The organism is Paenibacillus sp. 23TSA30-6 (assembly GCF_014858585.1).
Taxonomy (GTDB): domain Bacteria; phylum Bacillota; class Bacilli; order Paenibacillales; family Paenibacillaceae; genus Paenibacillus.
In genome coordinates, this window is record NZ_SLTL01000027.1 from 22,409 (window position 1) to 37,274 (window position 14,866).

Below are 14,866 nucleotides of genomic sequence, written 5' to 3' on the forward strand. Positions count from 1 at the left end.
CAATGCACCTGTTCTGCACCGGGAATACAGCTATTAAAGCAAAGCCCTATTTACAACCGAATTGGTTACAAATAGGGCTTACCTTATCTACTATAAATAGTTCATCGGATTTACGGGTTTGTTATTCTCGCGCACCTCAAAATGACAGTGAGGTCCCGTGGAATTGCCCGTCGAACCAACTTCTGCAATTTTTTGACCGCGTTTCACAGTCTGTCCTGTACGCACCACCGTACCACCATTGCGAATATGTCCGTACAGGGTCCATAGCCCGTCTCCATGGTCAATCACAACCGTGTTTCCATAGCCACTCCACCACTCCGCAACAATGACAACACCGTCTTCTGCTGCATGAATATCGGTTCCCTGCGGAGCCGCCATATCAATGCCTGTGTGGCCTTTAAGCTTGCCGGTAATCGGATGTACCCGCATGCCAAAAGTAGATGAGAGTCGGTAATGGGATACAGGTAAAGCCAATGTGCCTGATCCGCCCGTATACGTACTGGCTGCCGCATGGCTGGAATTCGAGCCGGCGCCTGAAGAAGAAGCATATCGCTTGGCTTCAGCAGCACGTGCAGCCGCTCTAGCGCGTGCTGCTTTGGCAGCCTGCTCCGCTCTGAGCTTGTTTTTCTGCTGCACCAGACCCACACGTTTGTTAGCAAGGGCTACCAGCATATCATTTTGCTCTTCGCTGATTTCATCTGACTCAGCAATATCATGATCGTAATTGGCAATCAGTCTTTGCTTCTCTTTTTCCTTCGAATTCAGTTCTACTTTGGCGTCCTGCTTGAGCGCATACAGCTTCTTGGCATTTTTATATTCTGTGTCGAGCTGCTTCTTCTTGCTTACGACCAGAGCCTTGTCCTTTTTATGCTCGTCCAACAGGATTTGATCCTGCTCCACGATCGTTTTCAGGGAATCCACCCGGCTGAGGAAATCGCTAAAGCTGGCCGAAGACATAAGCACGTCCATATACGAGACCGTTCCGTCCGTATACATCAAGCGCACACGGGTTTCCAGCATCTTTTCACGTGCCTGAATGCGGTCAATGGCTTCAGATAAATCTTTTTTGGTTGCACGCAGATTATCTTCGGTTTGATCAATCTGAACCGCTACACGAGTCAACTGGTCGCTGACACTGTTAATCTGGTCGAGTACAATTTTCAGGTTTTGCACGGTTTTATTTTTGTAATGTTGGGCATACTGTTTATCTTGAGCCGCCTTTTCCTGCTGTTGCTTGGCAGATTGGGCCTGCTTTTCCAATTGATTCAGTTGCGAATTGATTTCATGCATGCTTTTGGCATATCCGTCAGAAGGCTGGATTAGCAATGCGGCTACCAGGGTAGCGGCCAACACAGATCCTGTTTTTTTCAACTTGCACTCCCCATCCTTTATCGCAAAATAACACCGGCTTCCCCGTTCTAAAGAATACCGACTATGACGTCCACCAATGAATCTTTATACTTTCAAGAACTTGCGCATGGATAGGGTACTGCCTACAATCCCGACAAGCATCCCCAAAATGATAAGCAAGGCACTCAATTGAATCCAAACGCCCTGAAGCGGCATAAGCTTCAACATATTCAGTGCAATATCGCCTTGAATGGCTGTAAGCAAACGCTGATAACCAGCAAACAAAATACCTACCGTAATCACAGAACCCATCAGGCCAATAAGCGCACCTTCAATAAAAAACGGCCATCGTATAAAAAAGTTGGTCGCACCAACCAGTTTCATAATGCCAATCTCTCTGCGTCGTGCCAAAATGGTCACGCGGATCGTATTCGAAATCAGGAACATGGACATAAGTCCCAATCCAGCTACGAATATAAAGCCCACATTACGGATGAGCTTGGTAATGGTGAAGAGCGTCTCCACGGTACCTTTTCCGTAACGGACCTTTAAAATCGGTTTCTCCGGATGTATCGTGTTCAGCTTCTCAATCTTCTCAGCCACAAATGGGACCGTCGTCGGTTCAATGACCTCTACAACGATTTTGTCTGGAAGCGGATTGCTGTCCTTATCAAAACCTTCCAGCAGCTCCTTGCCGCTGTCTCCCAAATCTTTTCGCAACTCCTCCAAGCCTTGAGCTTTGGTGATAAAGGTGGTTTTGCTAATTTCCGGCATCGCCGCGATTTCCTTTTGCAGCGTTTCACGCATGTTTTGTTCTACATTCAGCTCCAAAAATACGTTAACCTCCACCTGGCTATCCGCCTGATCAGCCAAGGAGTTGACGTTAAGCACCAGCATAATAAACACACCCAGTATAAGCAGTGACACAACAATCGAGGTGACGGATGCCACGGACATCCAGCCATTGCGGAATATGTTTTTGAAGCCTTCCCGCAGATGACGCAAGAAGGTATTAAAAGTCATATCCGTACTCCCCTCTCACCTGATCCCTTACGATGTTGCCATTTTCGATGGCAATGACGCGTTTACGCATGGAATTTACGATGTCCTTATTGTGTGTCGCCATAACAATGGTCGTGCCGCGAAAATTAATTTCGTCCAGCAACTGCATGATCTCCCACGATGTTTCGGGGTCCAAATTACCTGTGGGTTCATCGGCAATGATCACGGACGGATTGTTGACAATAGCCCGTGCAATAGCTACGCGCTGCTGCTCCCCACCGGAAAGCTGGGCAGGCTCGCGATTCATTTTCGTTTTCAAGCCAACCAATTCGAGCACTTCCGGCACCCGTTTGCGAATCAGCTTCTTGGGAGCCTCAATGACTTCCATCGCAAAAGCGACATTCTCATAGGCCGTCAAACGCGGCAAAAGCCGGAAATCCTGAAAAATGACTCCGATGTTACGACGAACGTAGGGAATTTTACGCTGCTTGAGCTTCCCGATATTAAATCCATTAACTGAAATTTGCCCCTTGGTCGGTACTTCTTCTCTATAAATAAGCTTCATAAAAGTCGATTTACCCGCCCCGGACGGGCCGACTACGTATACGAATTCATTACGGTCAATTTTGACCGATACTCCCTGAAGTGCGTGGGTTCCATTAGTATAGGTCTTCCACACATCCTGCATTTCAATCACTCGATCACTTCCCGCTGCTTAATCATATTACGTATAACTTAATATCCATTCGACATATTCCATGCATTTCCTTTAAAAAGTCCTGTATTTCATCATACCGTTTATCATTGTAACAAATTTGTTACCTAAATAGTACCGAAAGTTTTCTGCTTTTGGCACATATATATGAATATTATGGCACATGAACACGCTGCCAAGCTTACGAGACAGGAGACAGCCGCATTATGAAAAAAATTCATTTATCCTTCATCTGGATATGGACTGTAATTCTGGCGTTGGCCATGTTGTGGGGAGGACTGCATCTGTACGCCGACAGGCAAACGCTGCCGAAAGGCGTAACAGTCGGAGGAGTCAATGTGGGAACCATGAATAAAACAGCCGCGCTTCGACTGCTGGACACGAAACTAAATGCATTGAAGCAACGCCCCCTAATCCTGACGGACAGCGACAGTAGCGCGCAGGATATCAAGCTTACGCTCGGGGAAGCGGGTATCCACTATGAAACGAAGGCATTCCGTGATGCCGTGAACGCGCTCGGCTCGGAGCATCTTTGGACTCGCGCGCTGACGCGGTTTTCCTTTGGAAAAGAATGGACCGTCACACCTTCCCGGCAAGAGTCGGCCTTGCAGGCCAGGCTGGGAGCCGATTGGGAGGAACAACGATACGGCAAACCTGTCAATGCCACGCGCCAGATCGACGGGGACGATCAGGTTCGCTATATTCCGGGCCGCTCTGCCAGTCGCCTGGATTGGTCCAAACTGGGCGTAGCGCTCGATAAGGCGCTGCCCAAGGATTTTACTGCTTCCGGGGAGCCAGTGCGGGTGGAGTTGCCGTTTCGTCAACTAGAGCCGGAAATTTCGGTGGACGGTCTGCGAAGCGAAGGGATTGAGCGCAAAATCGTCCAGTTTTCCACCAGCCTTGGCAGCAGCTCGGAAGGACGTGTGTACAACGTCAATTCAGCGGCAAGCACCGTTGACGGTTTGATTCTCAAGCCGGGCGAGATATTCGATTACGGCCAAATCATTGCCAAGGCTGAGCGCACACACGGCTTTCGTGAAGCCCCGGTGATCGTGAATGGACAATTGGAACCGGGCATCGGCGGCGGGATTTGTCAGGTATCCAGCACCGTCTACAATGCGGCGCTGCGAGTCGGTCTGGACATTGTTGAGCGCCGCAACCATTCCATGCCGGTCAGCTATTTGCCCAAAGGGCAGGATGCGACTTTTGCTACGGGGTCCATCAATTTTCGCTTCAAAAACAATACCGGCAAGCATTTGCTCCTTCATGCCGCTGTCCAAAACCGGACGCTGACCGTCAAATTTTTCGGCACCTTCCCGTCCAATGTGTCCTATGAGCTGGAATCGCGTACGGTTCGTGTATTACCCATTCCAGAGAAGACAATCCGTAATGACTCACTTTCCCCCGGCTTCTATCAGGTACTTCGGCAGGGCAAGGCAGGATACGTGGTGGAAACGTACCGAATGAAGATCGTGGATGGCAAGACCGTTGAACGCACCCGAATCAGCCGTGATACCTACCGTGCGCAGCAGCGCATTGTGGCTGTTCGCGGCGGAAGCGCATCGCCTGAGTCGCAGACACGCGAACAGCAGGAGCCTATTGTAGAAGATGGCATAAGTGAATAAACTTCGCATAGCATCATAGCAAAAATCCCCCTTCGACTACCGCCTGGATGGGTACCAGCGGAGTTAAAGGGGGATTTCAAGTGACAGGATGGCCTTACTCGCTGCGTTTGCCTGAAACAGAAATTTCTACAGGCGAACTTTCGTTACCGTCGGCATCCACAGCTTTGATAATCAGTCTAACAGTGGCTTTTTGAGTAAGCACGTTAATGCTGAACGTGCCGTCGTCCTTGGCTACTGCACTACCGATTGGCAAATCATTGGAATAGGCGGTTACTGTGGAACCTGCTTTAGCTGTCCCTGTGATCGTACCTTCGCCGTCATACACTTCGTTTACTTTAAGTGTATCACTGGTAGCTACCGCATCAGTGTTTGTATCTGTAGTTGTATCGGTGCTTGTATCTGTTGTTGTGGAGCTGTCCGTAGTATCCGTAGTCGTATTAGTGCTGTTATTCGTTGTGCTGTCAGTGCTGGTACTGCTATCTTCTGTTTCGCTTCCAGAAGAAGTAGACGTGTTACCATACGTCGAATCCGTAACGTTACTGTATGTGGAATCTGTTACCGTTCCGCCAGGAGTCGATGTAAGATTATCAACCGCGCTCAGGTTGTAACCGGAAGCTGCATCCAGAATGGCAACCGCTTCTGCACGTGTCAGCGACTTCAATGGCTGGAATTTACCATCAGGATAACCATTGATAATTTTTTGCTCCGCAGCGGCAGCTACACTTTTCTTCGCCCATGATCCGATTTTGTCGGAGTCTATGAACTTGGTGACATCTGCCGCGTTACCTGCTGTCAGTCCAATGGCTTTGCCCACAATAGCCGCTGCTTCCTGACGTGTTACTTTCCCATTCGGTTTGAGCTTGTTATCTGCATAGCCGCTTATGTAACCTGCATTCACGGCATTTGTCAGTTCATTGTATGCCCAGTGCGAAGCTGGTACATCTTTGAATGTTCTGTTTCCATTACCGTTTACCTGAACACTGTCCGCATACGTTACGTCCGTCACGGCTGGAGTATCCTGCGTGAACGTACCGAGACTACGGTTCAAGAGAACGATAAATTCTGCACGTGTGATGGCTTCATCCGTTTTCACCGCACCGTCTAATTTTCCTGTAGCCGACCAACGTTGTACTTGGTCTCCTGCCCAATGACCGCTTGTATTCTGAGGGGCGGCTGCTGCTGCGCTGAATGCGCTAAGAATAAGACCTGTGCTCAATACACCAGTAATCGTGTTTCTGAACTTATTTCCCATACTCTGAATTCCTCCTTTGATTGGCTTCACCATTCTTTTTTAAACACTTTACCAGAAATCAAACCCAAATAACCCCCAAATTAAAAAAATCGTCCCATATAACCATAACCCGTCCTTATGTAGGATACATGAGACTCGGGACTTAATGCCTAGTTATTTACTTGGATATGTATATTTGGACAGGCTACGTTATACTGAATAAATCATCAGTCGTATACTAGATCACTGTAATAAGGTCACAAAATCCCTAGTAAAAGAGGTTTTTCTATGGCTCTTATCCAATGTCAATTTTATTCAGAAATCCTTGGCTTGAACACATCCATGCATGTTATTCTCCCTCAGGAAACCCGTTCGCAGATAGGACTGGAGGGCAAGCAAGGAACCGGGCCACACCCTACACTGTATTTGCTGCACGGCCTGTCGGACGATGATTCGATCTGGTTACGCAGAACCTCCATTGAACGCTACGTTGCTTCACTGGGCATTGCTGTTGTAATGCCACAGGTACACCGGAGTTTTTATGCGGATATGGAGCAGGGAGGGGCATATGGAACCTTTATCAGTGAAGAACTGCCAGCTTTGGCACGCTCCTTCTTTCCCTTGTCCGCTAAGCGGGAAGACAATTTTGTTGCCGGTCTTTCCATGGGCGGGTACGGCGCCTTCAAACTGGCACTCCAGCATCCAGAGCGCTTTGCGGCCGCGGCCAGTCTCTCGGGGGTGATGGATTTACATGCGGCACGCATCGACCCTATACATAAAGCGATGAGTTCGGCGGAATGGAGTCACATTTTTGGTCCAGATGAAATACGCGGAACAGATCATGACTTGCTGGAGCTGCTACAACGTCATGCTCCCTTGGGGACTTCACTCCCTCGGCTCTACCAATGCTGTGGTACGGAGGATTTTCTGTATGAGGGAAACCAGACTTTTCGACAAGCGTGCGTTACTGCCGGGATTCCACTGACCTACGAAGAGGGTCCAGGGACTCATGAATGGGGATACTGGGACGCGAAAATTCAGGATGTACTCGCTTGGCTACCGCTCAAGGGGCGGTAAATAGGTGTAAAAAAATACCCGCAGCTTCCCTCGCCGTATCATGGCGAAGTGGTTAAGCTGTGGGTATTCGTTATGAAGCAATATGCTAACCAATTCATGGTCCTGCCACACATCAAGGAGCTGTCGTCGTAGCCGTAGATGGAGATTCGGATTGTGACTTGGGTAGCACTTTGTACAAGCGCCATTCCCCGTTAAACTCGCGTTCGAGCTGAACCCAGGGTGCTCCTTTTTCATACAAATTCGGATACACCATGTTGATTTTACTCAGTGGCATGCCCGACTTGATCTGAGGTACAAGGATATAATCCACATGACTTTCCTGCGGAAAACTTAATGCCCTATTAAACGTATAATCACTTGTGATCAGGAAGCGCTTCGGGTACTGGCTATACACGATCATGGTGTAGGCTGAGGCCGAATCGGTCATAATGGTTGACTTGGGCAAATGCTCATCCAGCCAGACCGCAATTTTCCGGTCCGATACCTGTCTCACATAGTTCACATTACCTGTTCGTGTGAGGAAGCTGTTCTCATCCGGCGCGATATCCGGGCGAGTCAGTGCATAGGAAAGTAATCCGGCCGTAAGCACCAGACTGGCGGACACCAGACCAAAGGCCGCCCGCCGCGCTCTACCCTGGAGCTGACTCAGCTCATACGGCAGCCAGGCGACGGTAATCGGAAACACATACATAAAATAGCGAAACCATCCATATGAAGATTGCTTCATCATGAGTAAAAATTGTAAACCCGGCACAGACAGGAACAATAGTAAAATAATCAGCGTGCCCCACCGCAACAACCGCCCGCTTATCAGGCGAATGAGCAGAATAGCAAACAACGGCACAGAATACCAGAGGGTTTTGGAAGCGATAAATTTCAAAGCAACCAACGGATGATTAAAGATTTCCACGAATTTATCATCATTTAGCAGCTCTGCCGATTGCGCTGTGTTGGAATACTCCGAATTGAGGAAATAAAAGGCATTTCCCATAATGAGGTAGTTAAAGAAAATCCACAGCAGACCGGAAAAGACAACAGGCAGCAGGAGAAGCAGCCAAGTCGCCTCGACCTTATGTAGCTTTTCCCGAAAAGGCAGCTCACGTCTGCCCATGTTCCGGTGAAGAAACAGAATGGCCACGACCACGCCGCCTGCCATCGCCACCCCCAGAGGGACTGCTTCATATCGAGTCCAGAACGCCATGGCAAGCGCTAACCCGGATACGATCAGACTCGCCGTCATGCGGTCCTTGAGCCACAGCGCAAATTCAATCACTGTCATCATAATAAAATATATGTATAACGAATCGCTCAGTCCGTTAGCACCGAATAGTAAAATAAACGGATTCAGCGCATAGAGCAGCGCCAGTATCAAGCTCATTCCCGAGCCAAGCCCTGTTCTGACACCTGCCCGATACAGCAGCACACCTGTCAAAGCGGCAAAGGTAGCACTCAGAATGACAGCCGCCAATCCGTAGGATGCTAATGCTGGAAATAACGGATATAGCAGTAATATCACCATTTCCAAAAGACTGGGCAACGGATTCCAGATGAATCCGATGGCACCCAAATGCGGATCACGGCTATACAGCACATAAAATGCATTGGCTACGCGACTGAGCGCGTCTGTATGCATATATCCCAGAACGTAGCTGAAATAGATGCCTGCGGACAGCTCCAACGCAAGTATAAACACAAACAGACCTATAACCATCCATCTGTTTGCAGACCATTTGCGAAAGGACATTCCTCTCGTTCCCCCTCAAACTTGTTGTAGCAATACGGTTGGAATCCTAATTCCCTCCTACAGCCGGATCAACCCAACCGCGACTACTCTGCTGCCTGAAATACAATTATTATGGCTCTATATCATGTTCCACTTTGTACAACCGCCACTGTCCACTAAAATCACGTATCAGGGAAGCCCACGGAGCGCCCTTTTCAAACAGATCGGGATAGCTTCGGTTTACCTGATCCAGTGGAACCCCTTCCACCATGCGCGTTACCAGAACATAATCCACCTTGGAAGCAGGCAGATCCGTTAAGGATTTTCCAAAATCATAGTCGCTCGTAATCATAAATTTCTTTGGAATCATGCTGCTCAAAATAATTGGATAAGCCGCATAGGAATCTGTCAAAATGAGAGACGAACTATAATGCTCATCCAGCCACGGCGCAATTTTTCGTTCAATTAATTGCCGGTCATAGCTTTCATTTCCACTATGCGTCAGGTAGCTGTGTTCATCTGCCGCAATAGCGGGATTGCTGAGCGCATAGGACAACAAGCCTGCTGTAATCAGCATCCCGGCTGTCACCATAGACACTCCGACTCCCCGCATTTTCCCCTTCAATAAACTTAGCTCATATGGCACCCAGGCGATTGTAATCGGGAACACGTACATAAAGTACCGAAACCAGCCGAAAGAAGACTGCTTGAGCATCAGCAAAAATTGAAGACCGGGTACGGATAGGAAGATTGCCAGCAGTGTTAATGTGCTCCAACTGAACAGACGCTTGTCCAATAAACGTACGAGCAAAATTGCAATCAGCGGGGCCACATACCATGAAGTACGTTGCCCGATAAATTGCAGCATCAGCGCAGGATGGGCAAACATCGCCGCAAAACGCTGATCCTCCAGCAAAGCCGCCGATTGGGTGGCATTGGAATATTCCGAACGTAAAAAATAAAGCGGGTCCCCCATAATAATCCAGTTAAAAAAGATCCAGAGCAGACCAGAAAAGATGATCGGCAGCAATAACAACAGCCAGGTCGCTTCCACCTTGTACAGACGCTCACGGATGGATAATCCCTTTGTATTCGTGTCTTTGGCGATGCGCCGCCGATGTAGAAAAAGAACCGTCAGCAGTACCCCAAAAGCCATCCCCATACCGAGCGGAACCGCTTCATAGCGCACCCAGAAGGCCAAAGCGAGAGCAAAGCCTGACACAATCAAGTGTGCCGCCTTGCGATCCTTCAACCACATACAGAATCGGGTCACCGTCAGAAGAATAAAGAAGATATACGGCGAATCGCTCAGCCCGTTGAAGCCGAACAAAAACATGAACGGATTCAGCGAAAATAACAGCGCAATCAGCAGACTGATTCCACCGTGAAGCCCCAGTTGTTTTCCGGTTCCGTACAATAGTGCCGCACTGGCCCCTGCGAACAGGCTGCTTATAATCACGGCCGCCAGCCCGTGAGAAGCGAGCACCGGAAATAATGGATAGAACAACAGCACGATCAGCTCCATCAGGCTGGGCAACGGATTCCATACGAACCCGATAGCCCCCAGATGAGGATCACGGCTGTATAGCACATAAAAGGCGTTAGCGACCCGACTGAGCGCATCGGTGTGCATATAGCCGAGATGCCAGGCAAAATAAATACCCACCGCCAGTTCAAGCGCAGTAACGCAAGCGAACAAAGTTAACATTTTTCCGTGTTTTCTCAAAATCATGAAGTCTCTTTCTGACGCTGTTGTGGAACGGAGAAGATCCAATAGCGATTCCAGATATAATTATGAACGGGCACGATGATGGTGGTCAGTACCTCACCAATCAGATACGACCAGCCGATCCAATGAATGGTTGCGTACATAAGACCTGCATTCAAGAGCAGGCCACAGGAGCAAACCAACAAATATTTAAGAAACTGGGTGCGACTCCCCTCGCCGGTGGGCTCGAACGTCCAGTTGCGATTCAGCACATACGAGACGAGCAGCGTCACCACAAATCCTATCGTCGTAGCTGTTACCGCAGGCACCTTGAACAGCTCTACCAGCAGCACAAGTACACCGACATGGATACCTGTACCCAGCAGCCCCACTATGCCATATTTAATGATTGGATACTTTAGATATGAACGTCTGATCATGTTGATTAAACTCCCTGTCCACCCACAATCGGTCAGCGTTCGCCCGTTTGTCTGCAATCAGATAACGAGGTCTGGCTTTGACTTCGTGATATATGGCGGCGATATATTCTCCTACCACTCCGATGGACAGCATCAATACACTGCCGATAATCAAGAGCAGCAAAATAACAGTTGTAAAACCGGTCACAGCGGTACCCGTTAATTTGTGCGCCAAGGTTTGAATTCCCAATACAACTGAAATCAGCATAAAAATGAGTCCCATTAAACTTACTACCCGCAACGGCACCGTTGAAAACGAAACAATCGCTTCCGCTGCCAGCCGAATCAGCCCGAACGGACTCCAGCGGCTCGGACCCTCCTCCCGTGGAGCTACCTTGAACGAAATCTGGGTTTTACGGAAACCAAGCCATGCCGTCATCCCGCGAAAAAACGGAATCCGCTCAGGCATCGCCATCCAGGCATCCACCACCCGGCGATCCAACAGCTTATAATCCGAGGCATCTTTGAGGTTAAAGCCTGTCAGACGATTCAAGGTCGCGTAGAACAATGAAGCCCCAAGCTTTTTACCCACCGACTCTTCTCCACGGAATTCCTTCACACATTCGACCAGATCGTATCCCTCATCCTGCCATAAACGCACCATTTCCCCGATCATCTCAGGAGGATGCTGCAAATCGCCGTCCATGACGATGATGGCATCGCCGGAGGCATTTTCCAAACCAGCGCACAGCGCCAGCTCCTTGCCGAAGTTCCGGCTCAGCCGAAGTGCAAGCAGAGAAGGCATACGGCGGGACAATTCAGACAGCTTGAGCCACGTATCATCTTTGGAACCGTCATCTATGACAATCAGCTCATAACGTGAAGTGACAACAGACAGCACCCCATCAATCACCTTGAGGGAACGCTCCAGATGCGAGCTTTCATTGTACATGGGAATGACAACGGATAAAAAAGGTGTTTTTGTCTCCATTCTTGCTCCTTCTTTCTTCATATTCAGGAGGACTGTGCCGGGGCATCATCCAAGTCGTGCATATCGGTCAGACCATGCGTCGTCTTCTCCCAATAGAACGGCTTGGTAATGAGCTGCCAAGCTGCTTTCACCGCAGCTATACTCATAAGTACCCAATATAACGGCGAGAGTAGCCCATATTTGACCATCGCATATGAAAATGTACGTTCACCGCGCTCTTCCAGTTCCCCGATGACCCAATACATTCCGGCCACGTTACTGAATACGAACAAAAAATTACCGATATAAAATTCCGCGCTCGCCAGGTAATACACATAACCCGGGAACAGCTTGGGAATAAAGTCCATTTCCCAGCCAAACCATAAAATTAGCAATCCCCAAAAGATCGGATTCAGCAAAGGTAGCATCGGTGTCGCCAAAATCATTACCTGAAAGCCGAAAAAGCCTTTCCAGCCCACCTCGCGCACCAGCTTCACCGGATTACGCATATGAACCAACCATGTCTGCATGTATCCCTTGATCCAGCGTGACCGCTGACGAATCCAGTTCCCTACGCGACTGTTCGCTTCCTCCCATGTACGAGAATCGACAATGGCGGTTTTGTAACCGCCTTTATACAGACGTATACCCAGATCGGCATCCTCGGTTACATTGTAGGGGTCCCACGCATTGATATCTTTGAGTACGGATATCCGAAAATGATTGGATGTTCCGCCCAAAGGAATAGGCGTATCTAACTGCATAATACCCGGCAGCAGCAGTTCGAACCACATACTGTATTCCTGCGTGAACCAGCGGGTCAGCAAATTTTGCGTACTGTTAAAATAGTTGAGCTTCGCTTGAATACACGCATAATGCTCAGGGAGCGAGTCGAACGCCGCAATGACCTTTTTAAGCTGGTCGGAGTCGGGACGATCCTCGGCATCATAAATAACCACAAATTCGCCGCGCGCCCGAATAAGTCCGTAGTTACACGCCTTCGGCTTGGTTTTGGGCAAGCCGTCAGGGACGACCAGTGTCGTATAATAGGCGGGCAGCTTCATTTCACGAAGCAGCTCAATGGTCTCAATATCGTCCTCTTCAATCAGCAGCCGCACATCCAGCTTGGATTTTGGATAATCAAGCTGCTCCAAATTCCGCAACAGCATCGGAAGCACGCCCGCCTCCTTGTACATCGGTACGAGAATCGTATAGATCGGCAGCTTTTTCTCATCCATGGCGTCGACCTCTTCCTTCGTGAAGCGAAGCTGCGCCCCACGCCGGGAACCGAGATAAATAATACCAAATTTAAATAGCGTCATGGCAAAATAAAACAGCTGAATCAGCATATTGATGATCAGCACCGTATTCCAGCTGTTCCAGAAAAGACCGAGCAGCGTAATCACGCCCATCGCCGCGAACACCCACAGTTGTCCCTTCGTAAAGGTCGTGCGCGCCGAATTATGCGGCTCTTTTTCCAACAATCCGGTCGTGCTCTCCTGCATCATTTCTTCACCGTAGATCTTACCCCAGAGCTGCTCCATCTCTTCCTTGGTCGCCAGCACCTGCTCCACCGGCATGCCGAGGATTTCCTCCAGCTTCAAGCGCCGCTCTTCTGGCAACGGGTCACTGACCGCCACAATATAGCGGTTCATATATTCATGAATGACGACCACGCCGTAAGCCATGGCCACCTGCTCGGGTAACTTATAGGCTGCATCCAGTGCCAGTTCTTCACCAATACGGCCGATCCGGTTCTGTGTAGCAATCGCGCGGTACAAATCCGCAGGCTCCAGCATTTGCAATGAAAGCAAAATGTCGCCGAGCAGCCCGCCGCTCTTCGCCTGGAATTCCAGGGCCCGCTCCAGTTGCTCCGGTGCAATATAGCCGGAACGTACCAGCATGTCGCCCAGTCGCTCTTTGGATTCATCACCGTCCACCTGTTCCTGTAGCTGCTCGGCGGTAATGAAGCCCATCTCTACTAAAATGTCGCCCAGCCTGCCACCGTAACGTTTTTGGTTTCGGATGGCGTCCGTCAGCTGATCGCGGGTAATCATGCCGTTGTCCACCAATTGGTCTCCCAGGCGAGCCTTGCCGTTCCGTCCGTTCTGTATTCTCGTGGCGGCCTCTCCGCCTGCCGAACCAGACGAGCCGGAGACTGCTCCCAAGGCGGCTCCTGCTGCAGCCTGTTCCTGTTGACCACTAGCATATTGGACCTGCGCCTTCTGCGCTTGTCCATCCTGTACACTCTCATCCAGCAACTGCTCCACCGCTGCTGCCGTATCCGCTGCGCTCTGTAATGCCTGGATACGCAGTTCCGTATCCTGGAGCCGCCGTTCCAGTTCCTCAATATGAAAATCCAGCTTGTACAGCACCGGGGCCTGCTCCGTCCGCTGGGCCTCCAGTTGCTGCTCCAGTCGAGCGATCTGGTGACGCTCTTCTTTTATTCTTCTCTTGGTTTGGGGAATTGAAACTCCCCCAACCTGCCACCTCAGCCTGTCACCCATGGATTCCCGCCCTTTCAATCCAACGCCGCTCTTCTGCGAGCGAATCCGCAAGTAGCTGCTTCAACTCCGCGTCCCGTTGCTTCTTCCGTTCCAGCGCCGCGTGGAAAAGCTCCCGTTCCTCGCGCAGCAACTTCTCCGCCTGTATCCGCTCTTCGTGCAACGAAGACACCAGCTGATCGGCGTCAGAAGCGTGATAACCGATCCATGCGCTCTTTAACTGCCGCGCCGTTCTTTTGCTTCTCATAATACCTCCCTGAACCGTCCCGACTCTGCCTCTTGCCCTGTCCCTGCATCCATAGTCTTACTTCTTCCTGAAAAGCAGGGCATTCTCTTATTCTCATTTAAACCCTTCATTTACACATTAATGCAAGTCTTCTGGTCAAAAGAGAACCCTCAAAATCTTCCACTTATTCATTTGATACCAGTCTTGTCCTGATGAATTGGTAATCCAATTAAAAACTTAGTGCTATTCTACCATAATCGTAGTAGGAGTAGGTATACGAAAATGTAAATCCTAGAAACTTTCATACTAACGCATA

The 14,866-nt window shown here is 49.5% G+C and carries 12 protein-coding genes; 2 read left to right on the forward strand and 10 right to left on the reverse strand.

The annotated features are described in order from the left end of the window. Positions 1-90: 90 nt before the first annotated feature. The 3 genes from E0698_RS20745 to ftsE form a co-directional block, all read right to left on the reverse strand. The gene (locus E0698_RS20745) at positions 91-1,371 is read right to left on the reverse strand and encodes a murein hydrolase activator EnvC family protein (protein ID WP_134912229.1); all 1,281 of its coding nucleotides are present in this window, start codon (positions 1,369-1,371) and stop codon (positions 91-93) included. 84 nt (positions 1,372-1,455) lie between these two features. Then, positions 1,456-2,373 carry a permease-like cell division protein FtsX gene (gene ftsX / locus E0698_RS20750; RefSeq protein WP_192512781.1) on the reverse strand — a complete coding sequence of 306 codons (918 nt, stop codon included), beginning with the start codon at positions 2,371-2,373 and terminating at the stop codon, positions 1,456-1,458. Next, positions 2,363-3,049, reverse strand: coding sequence for a cell division ATP-binding protein FtsE (ftsE, locus tag E0698_RS20755; protein WP_014278394.1), 687 nt, complete (start codon positions 3,047-3,049; stop codon positions 2,363-2,365). Before ftsE ends, ftsX begins: the two co-directional genes overlap by 11 nt. Positions 3,050-3,273: 224 nt before the next feature. On the opposite strand from ftsE, the gene E0698_RS20760 reads away from it, so the two are divergent. After that, positions 3,274-4,692, forward strand: a complete 1,419-nt coding sequence (locus tag E0698_RS20760) for a VanW family protein (RefSeq protein ID WP_192512782.1) — start codon at positions 3,274-3,276, stop codon at positions 4,690-4,692. A 94-nt stretch (positions 4,693-4,786) separates the two neighbouring features. On the opposite strand, the gene E0698_RS20765 is transcribed toward E0698_RS20760, so the two are convergent. Beyond that, positions 4,787-5,944 carry an S-layer homology domain-containing protein gene (locus tag E0698_RS20765; RefSeq protein ID WP_192512783.1) on the reverse strand — a complete coding sequence of 386 codons (1,158 nt, stop codon included), beginning with the start codon at positions 5,942-5,944 and terminating at the stop codon, positions 4,787-4,789. A gap of 267 nt (positions 5,945-6,211) precedes the next feature. On the opposite strand from E0698_RS20765, the gene E0698_RS20770 reads away from it, so the two are divergent. Further along, the gene (locus tag E0698_RS20770) at positions 6,212-7,000 is read left to right on the forward strand and encodes an alpha/beta hydrolase (RefSeq protein ID WP_134912225.1); all 789 of its coding nucleotides are present in this window, start codon (positions 6,212-6,214) and stop codon (positions 6,998-7,000) included. A gap of 112 nt (positions 7,001-7,112) precedes the next feature. Here E0698_RS20770 and E0698_RS20775 read toward each other — a convergent pair whose 3' ends face one another. From E0698_RS20775 to E0698_RS20800, 6 genes are all read right to left on the reverse strand, one after another. Next, positions 7,113-8,744 (reverse strand): ArnT family glycosyltransferase, encoded by a 1,632-nt coding sequence (locus E0698_RS20775; RefSeq protein ID WP_192512784.1) that lies wholly within the window; start codon positions 8,742-8,744, stop codon positions 7,113-7,115. Positions 8,745-8,853: 109 nt separating this feature from the next. Next, positions 8,854-10,455 (reverse strand): glycosyltransferase family 39 protein, encoded by a 1,602-nt coding sequence (locus E0698_RS20780; protein ID WP_192512785.1) that lies wholly within the window; start codon positions 10,453-10,455, stop codon positions 8,854-8,856. Then, positions 10,452-10,871, reverse strand: coding sequence for a GtrA family protein (locus E0698_RS20785; RefSeq protein WP_192512786.1), 420 nt, complete (start codon positions 10,869-10,871; stop codon positions 10,452-10,454). The genes E0698_RS20780 and E0698_RS20785 overlap by 4 nt, the downstream gene beginning before the upstream one ends. After that, complete coding sequence (locus E0698_RS20790) at positions 10,834-11,841, reverse strand: glycosyltransferase family 2 protein (RefSeq protein WP_134912221.1); 1,008 nt, start codon at positions 11,839-11,841, stop codon at positions 10,834-10,836. Before E0698_RS20790 ends, E0698_RS20785 begins: the two co-directional genes overlap by 38 nt. Before the next feature lie 23 nt (positions 11,842-11,864). Then, a complete protein-coding gene (locus E0698_RS20795; RefSeq protein ID WP_192512787.1) occupies positions 11,865-14,327 on the reverse strand; it encodes a glycosyltransferase family 2 protein in 2,463 nt (820 codons plus the stop codon). Then, positions 14,320-14,571 carry a hypothetical protein gene (locus tag E0698_RS20800; RefSeq protein ID WP_149095598.1) on the reverse strand — a complete coding sequence of 84 codons (252 nt, stop codon included), beginning with the start codon at positions 14,569-14,571 and terminating at the stop codon, positions 14,320-14,322. Before E0698_RS20800 ends, E0698_RS20795 begins: the two co-directional genes overlap by 8 nt. Positions 14,572-14,866 lie beyond the last annotated feature (295 nt).

Excerpts from the sequence above, each read along its gene's own strand:
- ftsX (WP_192512781.1), bottom strand. The coding sequence starts at position 2,373 with ATGACTTTTAATACCTTCTTGCGTCATCTGCGGGAAGGCTTCAAAAAC.
- E0698_RS20760 (WP_192512782.1), top strand. The coding sequence starts at position 3,274 with ATGAAAAAAATTCATTTATCCTTCATCTGGATATGGACTGTAATTCTG.
- E0698_RS20765 (WP_192512783.1), bottom strand. The coding sequence starts at position 5,944 with ATGGGAAATAAGTTCAGAAACACGATTACTGGTGTATTGAGCACAGGT.
- E0698_RS20770 (WP_134912225.1), top strand. The coding sequence starts at position 6,212 with ATGGCTCTTATCCAATGTCAATTTTATTCAGAAATCCTTGGCTTGAAC.
- E0698_RS20775 (WP_192512784.1), bottom strand. The coding sequence starts at position 8,744 with ATGTCCTTTCGCAAATGGTCTGCAAACAGATGGATGGTTATAGGTCTG.
- E0698_RS20780 (WP_192512785.1), bottom strand. The coding sequence starts at position 10,455 with ATGATTTTGAGAAAACACGGAAAAATGTTAACTTTGTTCGCTTGCGTT.
- E0698_RS20785 (WP_192512786.1), bottom strand. The coding sequence starts at position 10,871 with ATGATCAGACGTTCATATCTAAAGTATCCAATCATTAAATATGGCATA.
- E0698_RS20790 (WP_134912221.1), bottom strand. The coding sequence starts at position 11,841 with ATGGAGACAAAAACACCTTTTTTATCCGTTGTCATTCCCATGTACAAT.
- E0698_RS20795 (WP_192512787.1), bottom strand. The coding sequence starts at position 14,327 with ATGGGTGACAGGCTGAGGTGGCAGGTTGGGGGAGTTTCAATTCCCCAA.
- E0698_RS20800 (WP_149095598.1), bottom strand. The coding sequence starts at position 14,571 with ATGAGAAGCAAAAGAACGGCGCGGCAGTTAAAGAGCGCATGGATCGGT.